This is a genomic window from Geodermatophilus sp. SYSU D01105 (assembly GCF_054050095.1).
Window position 1 is genome coordinate 64,092 of record NZ_JBJGYR010000006.1, and the last position, 17,143, is coordinate 81,234.

The window sequence follows — 17,143 nt, forward strand, 5'->3', positions numbered from 1 at the left end:
GAGCCCGAGCACAGGGAGACACCGTGGCCAACCTCGCGCAGCACCTGCTGGACACGGCAGCCGAGCACGGTGACCGCACCGCCCTGCGCATGGACGACGCCGTCCTGACCTACGACGGGTTCCGGGACGCCGCCGCGCGCGTGGCCGCCGGCCTCCGGGCGCGCGGGGTGACCCCGGGCGACCGGGTCGGGATGGTGCTGCCCAACGTCCTGAGCTTCCCGGTGGTCTTCTACGGCGCGCTGATGGCCGGGGCGGCGGTCGTCCCGATGAACCCGCTGCTCAAGGCCCGCGAGGTCGAGTACTACCTGCGCGACTCCGGGGCCCGGCTGGTCGTGGCCCTGGACTCGGTCGGGGGGGCGGCCACCGAGGCCGCCGGCGAGGTGGGGGTCGACGCGGTGACCGTGGGGCCGACCGATGCCGGTGACGCGCTGGCCGGGGACGCGGGCGGGGACGTCGTAGAGCGGGACGACACCGACGCGGCCGTGATCCTCTACACGTCCGGCACGACCGGCCAGCCCAAGGGCGCCGAGCTCACCCACGCCAACCTGCGCGGCAACGCGCGGACCACCCAGGAGACGCTGCTCGAGGGCACGCCGGACGACGTCATCATGGGCTGCCTGCCCCTGTTCCACGTCTTCGGGCTGACCTGTGCACTGAACGCCGGCGTCCTGGCCGGGGCGTGCCTGACCCTGCTGCCGCGGTTCGACGGCGCCAAGGCGCTGGAGATCGTCCAGCGGGACCGGGTGACGGTGTTCGAGGGCGTGCCCACGATGTTCGCCGCGATGCTGCACCAGCCCGACCGCGACCGGTACGACGTGTCCAGCCTGCGGCTGTGCGTCTCCGGCGGCTCGGCCATGCCGGTCGAGGTGATGCGCGGCTTCGAGGAGGCCTTCGGCTGCATCGTGCTGGAGGGCTACGGGCTGTCGGAGACCTCCCCGGTCGCCTCGTTCAACCACCCGCACGCCGAGCGCAAGCCCGGCACGATCGGCACGCCGATCCGGGGCGTGGAGATGCGCCTGGTGGACGACGAGGGACGTGACGTGCCCGAGGGCGAGGTCGGCGAGATCGCCATCCGCGGCGAGAACGTGATGAAGGGCTACTGGCGCAAGCCGGAGGAGACGGCGAAGGCGATCCCCGACGGCTGGTTCCGCACCGGGGACCTCGCTCGGCGGGACGCCGACGGCTACTACGCGATCGTCGACCGCAAGAAGGAGATGATCATCCGCGGCGGCTACAACGTGTACCCGCGGGAGATCGAGGAGGCGCTCTACGAGCACCCGGCGGTCGCCGAGGCCGCCTGCGTCGGCGTCCCGCACGCCGACCTCGGCGAGGAGGTCGCCGCCGCGGTCGCGTTGAAGCCCGGCGCCACCGCCGACCCCGCCGAGCTGCAGGCGTGGGTGAAGGAGCGGGTCGCCGCCTACAAGTACCCGCGGCACGTCTGGCTGGTCGACGCCCTGCCCAAGGGGCCGACCGGCAAGATCCTGCGCCGCGCCGTCGAGGTCCCCCAGGAGGTCAGGGCATGAGCACCGCAGAGGTCGGCACGGAGCAGGACCCGGCTCGCGGCACCACCGGGCAGGACCCGGCTCGCCGCACCACCGGGCAGGACCTGGCCAGCGGGAGCGCGACGCAGCAGCGGCCGGCCGACACGGGGATCGGGTCGAGCTCGGTCCCGCACCTGGGCGAGGCGCTGGGCACGGACTTCTTCTCGGTGCGCGAACAGCTCACCGAGGAGCAGTGGGAGAAGTTCATCGCCGTCCGCCGGTTCGTCGACCGCGAGGTGCTGCCGGTCGCCGGTGACTACTGGGAGAAGGCCGAGGTCGCGTGGCCGCTGATCCGCCGGCTGCCCGAGCTGGGCGTCGTCGGCGGCAGCATCAAGGGCTACGGCGCGGCCGAGATGAGCCCGATGGCGGCCGGGCTGGTGCAGATGGAGCTGCACCGCGGTGACGGCAGCCTGGGCACGTTCCTCGGGGTGCACGCGGGTCTGGCGATGCAGTCGATCGACATGTGCGGCTCCGAGGAGCAGAAGGCGCGCTGGCTGCCCGCGATGGCGCGGCTGGAGAAGCTGGGGGCGTTCGCGCTCACCGAGCCGCAGCACGGGTCGGACTCCGTCGCGCTGGAGACGACCGCCCGCCGGGAGGGCGACACCTGGGTGCTCGACGGCGCCAAGCGGTGGATCGGCAACGGGTCGCTGGCCGACCTGGTGATCGTGTGGGCGCGGGACGAGGGCGACGGGCAGGTGAAGGGCTTCGTCGTGGAGACCCCGGCCGAGGGGTACGAGGCGACGGTCATCACCGGGAAGATGTCGCTGCGCTCGGTGTGGCAGGCCGAGATCGCGCTGCACGGCGTCCGGGTGCCCGAGGAGAACCGGCTGCAGGAGGCGCACAGCTTCGCCGACACCGGCCGGGTGCTGGCCACCACCCGCGGGGCCTGTGCCTGGATGGCGCTGGGCCACGCGACCGCGGGTTACGAGGCGGCGCTCACCTACGCCAAGGAGCGCCGCCAGTTCGGCAAGCCGCTGGTCAGCTTCCAGATCGTGCAGGAGCGGCTGGTGCGGATGCTCGCCGACCTCACCGGGATGCAGCTGTACTGCATGCAGATCGGCCGGCTGGCCGAGGCCGGGCGGCTGTCCCCCACCGTCGCCGGGCTGGCCAAGATGCACAACACCCGCACCGCCCGCGCGATCCTCGCCGAGGCCCGCGACCTGCTCGGTGGCAACGGGATCCTGCTGCAGAACCACGTCATCCGGCACATGGCCGACATCGAGGCGATCCACACCTTCGAGGGCACCGAGACGGTGCAGACGCTGATCGTCGGCCGGGACATCACCGGGGTCGGCGCCTTCACCTGAGCCGCCCCAGGACCGCCCGGGACCTCGTCCGGAGGGAGACCGCATGGCCGACGCCCGCCCGCCGCTGTGGCGGCAGGCCTTCGACGCCGCCGAGCGCCGCGTCACGCCGCGTGCCGAGGAGTTCGTCCGCACCGACACCTTCGCCATCGGCGCGGCGCTGGTGCGCCGGGCCACCACGCTGGCCCGCGACTCCGCGCGCGGCGCCACCACCCGCGCCTGGCACCTGCTGAACCTGCCCGCCGGCACCGACGTCAGCAGGCTGCGGGCGCAGGTCGGCGCGCTGGACCGGGAGGTCCGGCGGCTCACCCTGCAGCTGGAGGCCGAACGGCGCCGCGCTCCCGAGGAGGACCATGCCGACCGTCCCGAGCCCGCAGAGCATCCTCGACCGCGTCCGCCGCGACGTCGAGCGCAACGCCCTCCGCGCCCGTAACGGCCTCAAGCTGGTCGCCGGCGTCGACCGGCCTGGGGTGGGCCAGACCCCCAAGGACGTCGTCTGGCAGCGCGGCCGGACCCAGCTGTGGCACTACCGCAACGAGGACGTGCGGTACTCCCCGCCGCTGCTCATCGTGTTCAGCCTGGTCAGCCGCAGTTACATCCTCGACCTGACGCCGGGCAACAGCTTCGTCGAGCAGCTCCTGGACGCCGGGTTCGACGTGTACCTGCTCGACTGGGGCGAGCCCGACGCGCGGGACGCGGCCAACACCCTCGAGGACTACGTCGACGACTACATCCCGGCCGGCGTGCAGCGGGTGCTGGAGGTCGCCGGCGCCGACGAGGTCAACCTCTTCGGCTACTGCTTCGGGGGCGACCTGGCGCTGCTCCACGCCGCCCACCACCCCGACGCGCCGCTGCGCAGCCTGACCGTGCTGGCCACCCCGGTCGACTTCCGCCACATGGGCCCGCTGGCCGACCTCTTCCGGGTCGGCGGCCTCGACGTGCGCGACGTCCTCGACGCCGACGGCAACGTCCCACCGCAGGTGGTGCTGCAGGGGTTCCGGGCACTCACCCCGACCGCGGAGGTCACCCGCTACGTGACCCTGTGGGAGCGGCTCTGGAACGACGAGTACGTCGCGGCCTACCAGGCGATGACCGGGTGGTCGGACGACCACGTGCCCTTCCCGGGGGCCGCCGCCGAGGAGACGGTGCGGATGCTCGTGCGCGACAACGGGATGGTCACCGACCGGCTGAGCGTCGGCGGCGACCGGGTGCGCCTGTCCGACATCACGGTGCCGTTCCTGACCGTCCGCGCCGACCGGGACCACATCGTGCCGGCGGACGCCAGCGCGCCGCTGATCGACCTGGTCGGCTCCCCGGACAAGCACGAGCTGCGGCTCCCCGCCGGGCACATGGGCCTGGTGGTCGGCCGGACGGCGGCCCGGACGACGGTGCCGCAGATCATCGACTTCCTCCGCCGGCGCAGCGAGCCGGTGGGGCCGACCGCCGAGGAGGCCGCGCGGTGACCGACGTCCGATCCGCCGTCACCGAGCTCACCGACGCGCACTGCGACGCGCTGCTGGACTTCTTCACCGGCCTCCCCGAGGGCGACCGCACCTTCATCCGCGAGGACGTGACCGACCCCGACGTGGTGCGCGGCTGGGCGACCGGCGGCACGCCGGACGTGCGCCGCTGGGTGGCCACGGACGACGGCGGGCAGGTCACCGGCTACGTGGCCGTGCTGCGGCTGCCCGGCTGGTCCGACCACGTCGGTGAGGTGCGCCTGGTCGTCGCACCCGGCGCGCGGGGCAGCGGGCTGGGCCGCACGCTGGCCCGCCACGCGCTGGTGGCGGCCGTCGAGGACGGGCTGACCAAGCTCGTCGTCGAGGTGGTCGCCGAGCAGGGCGCGGCGCTGGCCCTGTTCACCGAGCTCGGTTTCACCGGGGAGGCGCTGCTGGTCGACCACATCCGCGACCGGGAGGGGCAGCTGCGGGACCTGATGGTGCTCGCCCACCACGTCCGGGACACCTGGTCGGGGATGAGCACCGTGGGGCTGCCCGAGGCGCTCGGCGAGGACCTCTCCTGAGCCAGCCCGCCGTCCCCCGCACCCGTGCCTGGGTGCCGGTCGCCGCGACGCTGTTCGCGATCGGCTGGGGTGCCAACCAGTTCGTCAGCCTGCTGGTCGCCTACCGCGAGCTCAGCGGGCTGTCGGTCGCCACCGTGGACGCGCTCGTCGGCGTCTACGCCCTCGGGCTGATCCCGGCGCTGCTGGTGCTCGGGCCGGTGTCCGACCGGCACGGGCGGGCTCCGGTACTCCGCGTGGCGCTGCTGGTCTCGCTGGTCGCGACACTGGTGCTGCTGCTGGAGGGGCTGCCCGCGCTCTACGCCGGCCGCTTCCTGGCCGGGCTGGCCAGCGGCGCGGCGTTCGCGGCCGGCAGCGCGTGGGTGAAGGAGCTGTCCGGCGCGCCCTGGGACCCGACCGCCCCGGAGGGCGCGGGCGCGCGCCGGGCGGCCATGGCGCTCACCGCCGGCTTCGGCCTCGGCCCGGTCGTGGCCGGCCTGCTCGGCCAGTGGGCGCCCGCGCCACTGGTCACCGCCTACCTGCCGCACGTGGCCGTCGTCCTCGCCGTCCTCGTCCCGCTGTGGCGGGCGCCGGAGACGGTCGCCGACGCGGGGCCGGAGACGGGGTCGCTGTGGTCGCGGATGCGCGTGGCCTCGGCCGCCGACCCGCGCTTCCGCCGGCACGTGGCGCCGGTCGCGCCGTGGGTGTTCGGGGTGGCCACCATCTCGATCGCCGTCCTGCCCGGGCTGGTGCGCGACTCGACGGCGGGCTGGACGGTGGCCTTCAACGCCGTCGTCGCGGGCGTGACCCTCGGCACCGGTGTCGTGGTGCAACCGCTGGCCCGCCGCCTGGCGGCCGCCGACACCCGCCGGGGATCGGCGATCGGGATGACCGCGGTCGTCGCCGGTCTGCTGGTCGCCGCGGCCGCCGCCGCGACCACCCACCCGGCGCTGGTCGGGCTGGCCGCGGTCACCCTGGGCTCGGGCTACGGGCTGTGCCTGGTCGCCGGGCTGCTCGAGACCCAGCGGGTCGCGCCGCCGCGTGAGCTGGCCGGGCTGACCGCGGTCTACTACGCGCTGACCTACCTCGGCTTCGCCGCCCCCGTCGTCCTCGCCGGGCTGGCCGCCCTGGCCCCCTACTCCGCGCTGCTGGTCGCGCTGGCCGTCCTCGCGGCCCTCACGCTGCTGCTGGCCCTCCGGTCGGCCGCGCGACCGTCCCCCGACCGTCCTCCCGTCGCTCCCTGAGCGTCATCGGCCGGTCACCTGCGCCCGCGACCCTCGCGGCACGCGGGCCCGTCCGGGCCCCGAGCGCTCCGGAGGTCCCGTGCCCCGACCCGACGTGCTCCCGCCCGACCGCTCCCGCCTGCTGCGCGCCGGCGTCGTGCTCGCCGCCGAGCGGCTCCGGCCCGGCAGTCCCCGGCACCGGGCGGTGTGCGGCGCGGCCCGACTGCTCACCGGCCTCGGCGTGCGGGTCGCCGTCCGGTCCCCGTCGGTCGCGTGGCCCCGCGCCGCCCGCGGGCGCGGCCTGCTCCTGGTGACCAACTCCGTCTCCCCGCTCGACCCGCTGGTGCTGCTGACCGCGCTGCGCGGCGTCGTCGTCGCCACTGAGGGACACGACCGGGTCGCCGGCGTGCCGTGCCCCACCGTCCCCGCGACCGTCGAGGGAGTGGCCGCCGCGCTGGCCGGCGGGGCGAAGGTCGCCGTCCGCCCCGAGCTCCCGGCGGGCGGCCCGGCGACGCTGGGCCGCTTCTCCCCCGAACTGTTCGCCGCCGCCGTCGGCACGGGCGCGGCGGTGTGCCCGGTCGCCCTCCGCTACACCGGGGACGGCGGCGCGCCACCCCCGGCGCCCGGCGGCCGGTCCCTGCGCGCGGCGCTGCGCTGGATCGGCGTCACCCGGGACGTCGTCGTCGAGGTGCGGCCGCTGCCGGCCCTCACCTGGGACGGCGCGACGCCCGCCGAGCTCGCCACGCTCGCGGAGTACGCGGTCGCCGCCGAGCTGGACGCCGCGCCGGCCGCTGCCGTGCCCGGGAGGCGCTGAGGACGCCTCAGGCCCCCACCGATGCGGCCAGCGCGGCGCGCTCCTCGGCCTCCAGGCTGGCGAACGGGTGGTCGACCACGTACAGCCAGCCGCCGTCGTCCTGGCGCCGGGCGACCTCGGCGGTGACCGCCGACACCGACTGGTCCCCACGGTCAGCGTCCACTCGTTGCTGGGGACCGCCAGGTCGCCCGCCTCGATGGCGTAGCGGCTGCGGACCGTCAGCCCGCAACGGGGCCGGGGACCGCGCCGGGCGGCCCCCTACTCCGTGACCCGCCCGCCGTCCACGGTGAGGCGGCGGGTCGTCGCCACCTGCGCCAGCATCCGCCGGTCGTGGGTGACCAGCAGCAGCGTGCCGCGGTAGGCCGCGAGGGCCTGCTCGAGCTGCTCGATCGCGGGCAGGTCGAGGTGGTTCGTGGGCTCGTCGAGCACCAGCACGTTGATCCCGCGGGCCTGGAGCAGGGCCAGCCCGGCGCGGGTGCGCTCGCCGGGCGAGAGCGTGTCGGCCGGGCGCAGCACGTGCTCGGCGGTGAGGCCGAACTTGGCCAGCAGGGTGCGCACCTCGGCGCTCGGCCAGTCGGGGACCTCGGCGGAGAAGGCGTCCAGCAGCGTCTCCGAACCCAGGAACGCCTCCCGGGCCTGGTCGATCTCCCCGATCCGGACCGACGGGCCCAGCGCCGAGCGGCCCTCGTCCAGCGGCACCCGCCCGAGGAGGGCGGCGAGCAGGGTGGACTTGCCCGCGCCGTTGGGCCCGGTGATCGCCACCCGGTCGCCCCAGTCGACCTGCAGGTCCACCGGGCCGAGCGTGAACTCGCCCCGCCGCACGACCGCCCCGGTCAGGGTGGCCACCACCGCGCCGGCCCGGGGTGCCGCCGCGATCTCCATCCGCAGCTCCCACTCCTTGCGGGGCTCCTCGACCACCTCCAGCCGCTCGATGCGCCGGTCGGTCTGCCGGGCCTTGGCCGCCTGCTTCTCCGAGGTCTGCCGCTGGAAGTTCTTCACGTGCTTGTCGGGGTCCTTCTGCTTGCGGACGGCGTTGCGCAGGCCCTTGTCCATCCAGGAGCGCTGGGTCCGCGCCCGCGCCTCCAGCCCGGCCCGGGTCTCGGCGTACTCCTCGTACTCCTCGCGGGCGTGCCGGCGGGCGACCTCCCGCTCCACCAGGTAGGCCTCGTAGCCGCCGTCGTGCACCCGCACCAGCTGCTGGGCGAGGTCGAGCTCGACCACCCGCGTCACGGTCCGGGCGAGGAACTCCCGGTCGTGGCTGACCAGCACGATGCCGCCGCGGGCGTCGCCGACGAACCGCTCCAGCTGCGCGAGCCCGGCGAGGTCGAGGTCGTTGGTGGGCTCGTCGAGGAGCAGGACGTCGTACCGGGACAGCAGCAGCGCGGCCAGCCCGACCCGCGCCGCCTGACCGCCGGAGAGCCCGGTCGTCGCGGCGTCCAGGTCGACCCCGGGCGCGACGTCGGCCACCACCTGCTCGGCGCGCTCGTCGAGGTCGGCGCCACCGAGGGCCAGCCAGCGCTCGAGCGCCTCCCCGTAGGCGTCGTCGGCGCCGTCGGCGCCGGCGGTGAGCGCCTCGGTGGCGGCGTCGAGCGCGGCCTGCGCGGCGGCCACCCCGGTGCGGCGGGCCAGCGCCTGGCGCACCGACTCCCCCGGCCGGCGGTCGTGCTCCTGCGGCAGGTAGCCGAGGGTGGCCGTCGGCGGGCTCACCGTCACGCTGCCGGACTCGGCGGGCAGCTCACCGGCGAGCGTGCGCAGCAACGTGGACTTCCCCGCGCCGTTCACCCCGACCAGGCCCACGACGTCGCCGGGGCCGACGACGAGGTCCAGGCCGGAGAACAGGACGCGGGCGCCGTGGCCGGCAGCCAGCCCGCGGGCGACGAGGGTGGCACTCACCGGCTCATCCTCCCCGAGGCGCCCCGCCGTCCCCGCCGGTGTTCCCGGACGCGCCCTCCCCGGGAGGCTCCTCGGGGGCGAGGACCTCGTCGGTCATCTCGTCGAGCATCCGCTCCAGGTCCAGCAGCGCCGCGGCGTCGTCGTCCTCCCCCTGCGGACGGCGGCGGACCAGCCACGGCTGGAGCTGGTCGTAGCCGCGCACCGACACCCGCCGCAGCGGCCGAACACGGTAGCGCGTCAGCCCCCGGAGGTGCCGTGCCAGCTCGCGGTCGACCAGCAGCGCCCCCGGGTGGGCGATCGAGGTGAGCCGGCTGGCCAGGTTCACCACCGGCGAGTAGACGTCCCCGAGGTGGGTGATCACCGTGCCGTGGGCGGCGCCGACCCGCAGCGGCGGGCGGTCCTCGGCCGCCCACGCGTCGGGCAGCTCCAGGCCGATCTCCACCGCGTCGATCGCCGAGACGGCGGTGTAGAGGACGCCGTCCCCGACCGTCTTCACGACCCGGCCGTGGTGCCGGGCGATGACCTCGGCGGCGGTGGCCTCGAAGTCCTCCACCATCTCGCCGAGCTCGCGACCCCCCATGCCGCGGCTGCGGCTGGTGTAGCCGACCAGGTCGGCGAAGCCGACGGCGAGCTCCCGCCGGTCGCCACCGGCCTCGGCGGCGAGCAGCCGGTCGGCGTTGGCGGCCAGGTGCCGCCGCCAGACGTAGTCCTGCACGGCGCGCAGCAGCGGCAGCAGCCGGCGGGTGCTCTCCGTCGCCCGCTCGGGGTCGATCGGCGCGCGCTCGGCCCCGGCGCCCTGCCCGCGGGTCAGGACGTCGGCGAGCATGTCGGTCTGCCAGTCGGCCAGGCGCGACAGGGACTGTGCCATGGCGCGGGCGATGGAGGCCTCGGCGTCCTCGTCGACGAAGCCGGTGTCGATCAGCGCGGAGAGCAGCCCGAGCGCCTGGACGTCGGCGTCGGTGAAGACGAGGTCGTCGTCGCCGGCGTCCGGGAAGCCCAGGGCCCGCCACAGCCGCTGGGTCCGGTGCGACGGCATGCCGGCCATCTGCGCGACCTGCAGCCGCGTGTAGCGCCGCGGGCCCCCGAGGAGCAGGCGCTCCAGTGCCTCCCGGGCGTCGGGTGCACCGGGGTTGTCCCCCGGTGGGGTGTCGGGCAGGGCTCAGCCCGTCGTGTGCACGACCAGCACGTCGACCGGGGAACGGCGGGTCACGTCGGAGGGGACCGAACCGAGCAGCCGGCCCTTGAGGCTGTTGAGCCCGCGGTTGCCGACCACGAGCAGGTCGGCCTTCTCGCGGCTGACGACGTCGAGCAGCGTCTCCACCGGGGAGCCGACCACGGCGATCGGCGCGACGTCGGTCGCGCCGGCCTCCCGCGCGCGCTCGCCGGCGGTGCGCACGGTGTCCTCGGCCGGCGCCGACCCGATGACCTGGTAGGCCTCGTCGCCGAAGACCTCCCGCGCCTCCTGGATCTCGCGGTCGTCGACCCGCGGGGGCAGGTAGGCGCAGACGATGACCAGCCGGGCACCGCAGGCACCGGCCAGCGCTCCGGCGCGGCGCACCGCCAAGAGGGAGGACTCCGACCCGTCGGTCCCGACGACCACCGTGCGATAGGCGCTCACGGGCGGGGAACCTACCGGGAAGGGCGCGGCGGCGCGGGCGCAGGCCAGCGACCGGGGGCCCGGAACACGCGGCCCCACCGGCCGGGACGCCGGTCCGGTCGGCCCCGTGCGCTTGGATGGACCCGCCGCCCGGCCGACGACGAGGAGACTCCCATCCACCCCGGCTCCACCGCCCACCGCGACCCCGTGCGGGTCGAGGTCCGCGGCCTCACCAAGACCTTCGGCGCGGTGCGCGCCGTCGACGACCTGACCTTCACGGTCGAGCCCGGCTCCGTGACCGGCTTCCTGGGCCCCAACGGCGCCGGGAAGACCACGACGATGCGCATGGTGCTGGGGCTGGAGCGCCCGGACTCCGGGACGGCGACCTTCAACGGCGCCCCCTATCCCGACCTCCCCTCGCCGGTCCGCACCGTCGGCGCGGTCCTCGAGACCGCCTTCCACCCGGCCCGCTCGGGTCGCAACCACCTCCGCGTGTACTGCCGGGCGGCCGGCCTTCCGCTCACCCGCGCCGACGAGACGCTCGCCCAGGTGGGCTTGACCGACGCCGCGAACCGCCGGGCCGGTGGCTACTCCCTGGGCATGCGCCAGCGGCTGGCCCTGGCCACGGCGCTGCTCGGTGACCCGGCCGTGCTGGTCCTCGACGAGCCGGCCAACGGGCTCGACCCCGAGGGCATCCAGTGGCTGCGCGGCTTCATCCGCCACCTCGCCCACGACGAGGGCCGCACCGTGCTGGTCTCCAGCCACCTGCTGTCGGAGATGGAGCACACCGCCGACCGGGTGGTCATCGTCGGCGCCGGCCGGTTGGTCCGTGAGGGGTCGATCGCCGAGCTCCGCTCCGGTGCACAGGGCGCCGGCACCGTCGTCGTCCGCAGTCCGGAGGCCCGCCGGCTGGCCGAGGTCCTCGACGGCGCCGGGTTCGCGGTGACCCCGGACGGCGACGGACTGGTGACCGTCACGGGCACGACCCCGGCCGCGGTCGGTGCCCGTGCCTTCGCGGCGGGCATCGAGCTGCACGAGCTGCGCGCCGAGACCAGCGGCCTGGAGGAGCTGTACTTCCGGCTGACCGCCGGCCAGGAGCAGTACGCCGCCTCCTCGACCGACCCGACCCCGCAGGGAGCTGCTCGATGACCCCGCTCGTCCGCGCCGAGTGGACGAAGCTGTTCACCACCCGCGTCTGGCTCGGGCTGCTGCTCGGGTCCTGTGTGATGGTGGCCGGCTTCGCGGTGCTGTTCACCTCGTTCGCCGGCGGTGCCGAGAGCGGGCTGCCGCCGGTCGGCACCGAGCAGTACGAGCAGCTGGTCCTCGCCATCACGGCGAACGTCACGGTGCTGTTCCTGATCCTGGGCATCATCGGGATGACGCAGGAGTACCGGCACCGGACCGCCACGCCGACGTTCCTGACCACACCCCGGCGCGGCCGCGTCGTGATCGCCAAGCTCCTGGGCTACGCCCTCGTGTCGGTGCCCTTCGCACTCGTCGTCATGGCCGTGAACTACCTGGTGGTGGCGCTGCACGCCGGCGCGCGGGGCGCGGTGCCGTCGCTGACCGGCGACAACCTGCGGATCCTGGCCAGCAGTGGGCTGGCGCTGGTCATCTACGCGGTCATCGGCGTCGGCCTCGGCGCGCTGCTGCGCAACCAGGTGGGCGCGATCGTCGGTGGGCTGGTCTACCTGTTCGTGATCGAGCCGATCGTCCGCTCGATCCCGGCCACGGCCCCCGCCTACAAGTGGCTGCCGGGTGGAGCGCTCGAGGCCATGACGGCGACCTTCCAGGGGCCCGACCTCCTCGCCCCCTGGCAGGGCGGCCTGCTGCTGCTCGGTTACGGTCTGGTCGCCGCCCTGCTGGGCACCCTGCTCGCCGTCCGCCGCGACGTCGTCTAGTCCGTCGCGTCGGGCGATCCCGACTCCGAACGGGGCTCTCCCGATGACCACCCGCATGACCGCGCAGCGGCTGGGCCGGCTGATCGCCGACGGTGACGTCGAGGCCGTCCGCACGGCCGTCAGCGACGCGCCCCGCCTGCTGTCCGCCACGGTGGAGCGCGCCGGCCAGGGCGGCTGGACGCCGCTGCACGTGGCCGTGGCCGAGGGCCAGGCCGAGATCGTGCGGGTGCTGGTGGCCGCCGGCGCCGACGTCTCGGCCCGCACCGAGCACGACCGGACGCCGCTGCACCTGGCCCTCGAGTCCACCCCCGGCCTGGTGCCCGTGCTCCGTGAGCTCGGCGCCCCGGTGGACGCGCCCAGTGCCGCCTACCTCGACGACGTCGACCGGCTCACCGTGGAGCTCGACGCGGGCGCCCCGCTGGCCGACCCGGTCACCGGCGTGGACCTGCTCAGCTGGGCCGCGGCCGGCGGCGCGGCGACCACCGCGCGGGCGCTGCTCGACCGCGGGGCCGACGCCGACGGCGGCGCGCTGCACGCCGCCGCGGCCGGCGCCCGGCTGGAGCTGGTCCGCCTGCTGCTGGCCGCCGGCGCCGACGTCAACCGGCGCGAACCGGACACCGGCCGCTCCGCGCTGCACGTCGCGGTCGCCTCGGGGGCCGACGGCGACGCGCCCGACGTCGTCCGCGTGCTGCTCGACGCCGGGGCCGACGTCAACGCGACCACCAACGACGGCGCCAGCGCCCTGGACATCAGCCGGGTGGCCGCCGCCCGCACCCGGCGCGACGCCGCAGGCCAGGCCGACGTCCACGACGCCCTCGCCGACCTCCTGGTCGCGCACGGCGCGACCGACTGAGGCAGCACCCCACCCCCCGCCCGACCAGGGGCCGGCCCGGCGCCGAGGCCGCTTCACGGCGTCGGCTCCCCCACGACGGGCGTAGACTCACCACCCGGTCCAGAGACGTCCACCGACGACGAAGAAGGCACTCGACCCCGTGTCAAGCGTGAGTTCATCCCGGCCGTCCTCCACCCCTTCCTCCTCAGCGGTGGCTGGCTTCGGCACCAACGAGTGGCTGGTCGAGGAGATGTACCAGCAGTACCTCGCCGACCCGTCCAGCGTGGACCAGGCGTGGCACGAGTTCTTCGCCGACTACCGGCCCGGCAGCCCGGTCTCGGCCAGCGACGACCGCGAGCAGCCGGCCGCCTCCCCCAACGGGGGCCCGGGCACGCAACCGCCGGCCACCTCCTACGCGAGCCCGGCGCCGTCGCAGGAGGCCGCCCCCACGGCCTCGGCGCCCGCCGCCCCGCAGCCCCCCGCGGCCGCGCCGCAGCAGCCGGCCGGTGACAGCGGCGCGCCGTCCCGCGCCACCCCCGTCGAGCCGAAGACCGAGGCCACCGTCGTGCACCGCGCCGCGGACACCGCCGCCGCCCAGCAGAAGGCGGCCCCCGCCGCGAAGCCGGCCGCCAAGCCCGCTGCCAAGGCCGCGCCGAAGCAGGCCGGCGAGGGCCCCAAGCAGACCCCGCTCCGCGGCGCCGCCGCCAGCATCGTCAAGAACATGAACGCGTCGCTGACCGTGCCGACGGCGACCAGCGTGCGCGCGGTGCCGGCCAAGCTGCTGGCCGACAACCGCATCGTCATCAACAACCACCTCGCGCGGGCGCGCGGCGGGAAGGTCTCCTTCACCCACCTCATCGGCTACGCGCTGGTCCGGGCGCTGGACGACTTCCCGGAGATGAACGCCTCCTACACCGAGGTCGACGGCAAGCCGACCCTGGTCCAGCCCGAGCACGTCAACTTCGGGCTGGCCATCGACCTGCCCAAGCCCGACGGCTCCCGCTCCCTCGTCGTCGCCTCGATCAAGGCCGCCGAGGAGATGGACTTCGCCCAGTTCTGGGCCGCCTACGAGGACGTCATCCGCCGCGCCCGCGCCGGCAAGCTGACCCTCGAGGACTACTCGGGCACCACGATCAGCCTGACCAACCCCGGCACCATCGGCACCAACCACTCGGTGCCGCGGCTGACCGCCGGCCAGGGCACGATCGTCGGCGTCGGGGCCATGGAGTACCCGGCCGAGTTCCAGGGGATGAACCCCGAGACGCTCACCGAGATGGCGGTCAGCAAGATCATCACGCTGACCTCCACCTACGACCACCGGATCATCCAGGGTGCCCAGTCCGGTGACTTCCTGCGCCGGCTGCACCAGCTGCTGCTCGGCGAGGACGGGTTCTACGACGACGTCTTCCGCTCGCTGCGCATCCCCTACGAGCCGGTGCGCTGGATGCCCGACGTGCGGGTGACCCGCGAGGGGCAGATCGACAAGGAAGCCCGGGTCATCGAGGTCATCGAGGCCTACCGGCGCAACGGCCACCTGATGGCCGACACCGACCCGCTCGAGTTCAAGGTCCGCAGCCACCCCGACCTGGACATCCTCCAGCACGGCCTGACGCTGTGGGACCTCGACCGGAAGTTCCCCGTCGGCGGGTTCGCCGGCGAGCGGCTGATGGCGCTGCGGGACATCCTCGGGGTGCTGCGCAACTCCTACTGCCGCACCGTCGGCGTCGAGTACATGCACATCACCGACCCCGAAGAGCGGGAGTGGATCCAGCGCCGGGTCGAGGTCAAGGCCGACCAGCCCGAGCGGGAGAAGCAGAAGCACATCCTGGGCCGGCTCAACGCCGCGGAGGCGTTCGAGACCTTCCTGCAGACCAAGTACGTCGGTCAGAAGCGGTTCAGCCTCGAGGGTGGCGAGTCGGTCATCCCGCTGCTGGACGAGGTGCTGATCGCCGGCACCGACCACGAGCTCGACGAGGTCGCGATCGGCATGGCCCACCGCGGCCGGCTCAACGTGCTGGCCAACGTGCTGGGCAAGAGCTACGCGAAGATCTTCGGCGAGTTCGAGGGCAACATCGACCCCGGCACCGTCCAGGGCTCCGGCGACGTGAAGTACCACCTGGGTGCCGAGGGGACGTTCCGCAACCCGTTCCGGCCCGACGCCGAGATCGCCGTCTCGCTGGCCAGCAACCCGTCACACCTGGAGACGGTCAACCCGGTCCTCGAGGGCGTCGTCCGCGCCAAGCAGGACATGATCGACAAGGGCGAGCAGGGCTTCACCGTCCTGCCGGTCCTGCTGCACGGTGACGCGGCCTTCGCCGGCCAGGGCGTCGTGGCCGAGACGCTCAACCTCTCGCAGCTGCGCGGCTACCGCACCGGCGGCACCGTGCACGTCGTCATCAACAACCAGGTCGGCTTCACCACGAGCCCGGCGCAGTCCCGGTCGAGCCTCTACTCGACCGACGTCGCGCGGATGATCGGCGCGCCGGTCTTCCACGTGAACGGCGACGACCCCGAGGCCTGCGTGCGCGTGGCGCGGCTGGCGGTGGAGTACCGGCAGGCGTTCAAGAAGGACGTCGTCATCGACCTGGTGTGCTACCGCCGGCGCGGCCACAACGAGGGCGACGACCCGTCGATGACCCAGCCGCTGATGTACGACATCATCGACCGCAAGCGCTCGGTCCGGAAGCTGTACACCGAGGCGCTCATCGGCCGCGGGGACATCACGCTGGCCGAGGCCGAGGAGGCGCTCAAGGACTACCGCGGCCAGCTGGAGCGGGCCTTCGCCGAGACGCACGACGCGCAGGAGACCTCCAAGCCGCAGCCGGCGATGGACCAGCCGGCGCAGGAGTCGACCTCGATCGCCACCGCCATCTCCACCGAGGTGCTCAAGGCGATCGGCGACGCGCACGTCTCGCTGCCGCAGGACTTCACCGTCCACCCGAAGCTGCAGCGGATGCTCGAGCGGCGCGCGGCGATGGTGAGCGAGGGTGGCATCGACTGGGCGATGGGCGAGCTGCTCGCCTTCGGGTCGCTGCTCATGCAGGGCGTCCCGGTCCGCCTGGCCGGGCAGGACTCGCGCCGGGGCACCTTCGTGCAGCGGCACTCGGTGCTCATCGACCGCGAGTCGGCCGCGGAGTACACGCCGCTGGCGCACCTCTCCGAGGACCAGGCGAAGTTCTTCGTCTACGACTCGCTGCTCAGCGAGTACGCGGCGCTGGGCTTCGAGTACGGCTACTCGCTGGCCAACCCCAAGGCCCTGGTGCTCTGGGAGGCGCAGTTCGGCGACTTCGTCAACGGCGCCCAGATGGTCATCGACGAGTACGTCAGCTCCGGCGAGGCCAAGTGGGGTCAGCGCTCCGGCGTCGTCCTGCTGCTGCCGCACGGCCTCGAGGGCCAGGGGCCGGACCACTCCAGCGGCCGGATCGAGCGCTTCCTGCAGCTGTCGGCGGAGAACAACATGACCGTCGCCAACTGCTCGACGCCGGGCAACTACTTCCACCTGCTGCGCCGGCAGGCGCTGTCGGACGTGCACCGGCCGCTGGTCGTGTTCACGCCCAAGTCGCTGCTGCGGGCCAAGGCCGCGGTCAGCCCGGTGGCGGACTTCACCGAGGAGACCTTCCGTCCGGTGCTGCCCGACCCGGGTGTCGGGGGCGAGCCGCTCGACGACGCCGCCGTCCGCCGGGTGCTGCTGTGCAGCGGCAAGGTCGCCTACGACCTGTTCGCCCAGCGGGAGTCCGACGGCACCGCCGACACCGCGGTGGTGCGGGTCGAGCAGCTCTACCCGCTGCCCGCCGAGCAGATCCGCCAGCAGCTGGACCGCTACCCGAACGCGCAGGACGTCGTCTGGGTGCAGGAGGAGCCGGCCAACATGGGCGCCTGGCAGTTCATGGCGGTCAACCTGCCCGAGCACCTCGGGGGCCGGACGCTGCGCCGCGTCAGCCGCCGCGCCTCGGCCAGCCCGGCCGTCGGCTCGGCCAAGGTGCACGAGGTCGAGCAGAAGCAGCTGGTCGCGCAGGCCTTCGCCGACTGAGCCCACGCG

Annotated in this window: 15 protein-coding genes; 11 read left to right on the forward strand and 4 right to left on the reverse strand. The window is 74.6% G+C overall.

What is annotated here, in order from left to right; translation table 11 throughout:
- Nucleotides 1–23 precede the first annotated feature (23 nt).
- From ACI79I_RS07145 to ACI79I_RS07175, 7 genes are all read left to right on the forward strand, one after another.
- Nucleotides 24–1,523 (forward strand): long-chain-fatty-acid--CoA ligase, encoded by a 1,500-nt coding sequence (locus tag ACI79I_RS07145; RefSeq protein ID WP_456991604.1) that lies wholly within the window; start codon nt 24–26, stop codon nt 1,521–1,523.
- Nucleotides 1,520–2,848 carry an acyl-CoA dehydrogenase family protein gene (locus tag ACI79I_RS07150; RefSeq protein WP_456991605.1) on the forward strand — a complete coding sequence of 443 codons (1,329 nt, stop codon included), beginning with the start codon at nt 1,520–1,522 and terminating at the stop codon, nt 2,846–2,848. The genes ACI79I_RS07145 and ACI79I_RS07150 overlap by 4 nt, the downstream gene beginning before the upstream one ends.
- Before the next feature lie 43 nt (nt 2,849–2,891).
- Nucleotides 2,892–3,278 carry a hypothetical protein gene (locus ACI79I_RS07155; RefSeq protein ID WP_456991606.1) on the forward strand — a complete coding sequence of 129 codons (387 nt, stop codon included), beginning with the start codon at nt 2,892–2,894 and terminating at the stop codon, nt 3,276–3,278.
- Entirely contained in the window at nt 3,199–4,308 is a 1,110-nt protein-coding gene (locus ACI79I_RS07160) for an alpha/beta fold hydrolase (protein WP_456991607.1), read from the forward strand. Before ACI79I_RS07155 ends, ACI79I_RS07160 begins: the two co-directional genes overlap by 80 nt.
- Nucleotides 4,305–4,868, forward strand: a complete 564-nt coding sequence (locus ACI79I_RS07165; RefSeq protein ID WP_456991608.1) for an N-acetyltransferase family protein — start codon at nt 4,305–4,307, stop codon at nt 4,866–4,868. Before ACI79I_RS07160 ends, ACI79I_RS07165 begins: the two co-directional genes overlap by 4 nt.
- 32 nt (nt 4,869–4,900) lie before the next feature.
- Complete coding sequence (locus ACI79I_RS07170; RefSeq protein ID WP_456991609.1) at nt 4,901–6,088, forward strand: MFS transporter; 1,188 nt, start codon at nt 4,901–4,903, stop codon at nt 6,086–6,088.
- 79 nt (nt 6,089–6,167) lie between these two features.
- Entirely contained in the window at nt 6,168–6,881 is a 714-nt protein-coding gene (locus ACI79I_RS07175; protein ID WP_456991610.1) for a hypothetical protein, read from the forward strand.
- 7 nt (nt 6,882–6,888) lie between these two features.
- Here the strand turns inward: ACI79I_RS07175 and ACI79I_RS07180 are convergent, their stop codons facing one another.
- From ACI79I_RS07180 to ACI79I_RS07195, 4 genes are all read right to left on the reverse strand, one after another.
- Nucleotides 6,889–7,044, reverse strand: coding sequence for a hypothetical protein (locus tag ACI79I_RS07180; protein WP_456991612.1), 156 nt, complete (start codon nt 7,042–7,044; stop codon nt 6,889–6,891).
- A 95-nt stretch (nt 7,045–7,139) separates the two neighbouring features.
- A complete protein-coding gene (locus tag ACI79I_RS07185; protein WP_456991613.1) occupies nt 7,140–8,774 on the reverse strand; it encodes an ABC-F family ATP-binding cassette domain-containing protein in 1,635 nt (544 codons plus the stop codon).
- A gap of 4 nt (nt 8,775–8,778) precedes the next feature.
- The gene (locus tag ACI79I_RS07190; RefSeq protein WP_456991614.1) at nt 8,779–9,819 is read right to left on the reverse strand and encodes an adenylate/guanylate cyclase domain-containing protein; all 1,041 of its coding nucleotides are present in this window, start codon (nt 9,817–9,819) and stop codon (nt 8,779–8,781) included.
- Nucleotides 9,820–9,933: 114 nt separating this feature from the next.
- A complete protein-coding gene (locus tag ACI79I_RS07195; protein WP_456991615.1) occupies nt 9,934–10,392 on the reverse strand; it encodes a universal stress protein in 459 nt (152 codons plus the stop codon).
- A gap of 186 nt (nt 10,393–10,578) precedes the next feature.
- Between ACI79I_RS07195 and ACI79I_RS07200 the strand changes: the two genes are divergently transcribed.
- The 4 genes from ACI79I_RS07200 to ACI79I_RS07215 all read left to right on the forward strand — a co-directional run bounded on the left by ACI79I_RS07200 (nt 10,579) and on the right by ACI79I_RS07215 (nt 17,134).
- Nucleotides 10,579–11,520, forward strand: coding sequence for an ABC transporter ATP-binding protein (locus ACI79I_RS07200; protein WP_456991616.1), 942 nt, complete (start codon nt 10,579–10,581; stop codon nt 11,518–11,520).
- On the forward strand, nt 11,517–12,272 hold the full coding sequence (locus tag ACI79I_RS07205) for an ABC transporter permease (protein WP_456991617.1): 756 nt from the start codon (nt 11,517–11,519) through the stop codon (nt 12,270–12,272). The genes ACI79I_RS07200 and ACI79I_RS07205 overlap by 4 nt, the downstream gene beginning before the upstream one ends.
- 43 nt (nt 12,273–12,315) lie before the next feature.
- Entirely contained in the window at nt 12,316–13,125 is an 810-nt protein-coding gene (locus ACI79I_RS07210) for an ankyrin repeat domain-containing protein (protein ID WP_456991618.1), read from the forward strand.
- A gap of 148 nt (nt 13,126–13,273) precedes the next feature.
- A complete protein-coding gene (locus tag ACI79I_RS07215) occupies nt 13,274–17,134 on the forward strand; it encodes a multifunctional oxoglutarate decarboxylase/oxoglutarate dehydrogenase thiamine pyrophosphate-binding subunit/dihydrolipoyllysine-residue succinyltransferase subunit (protein ID WP_456991620.1) in 3,861 nt (1,286 codons plus the stop codon).
- Nucleotides 17,135–17,143 lie beyond the last annotated feature (9 nt).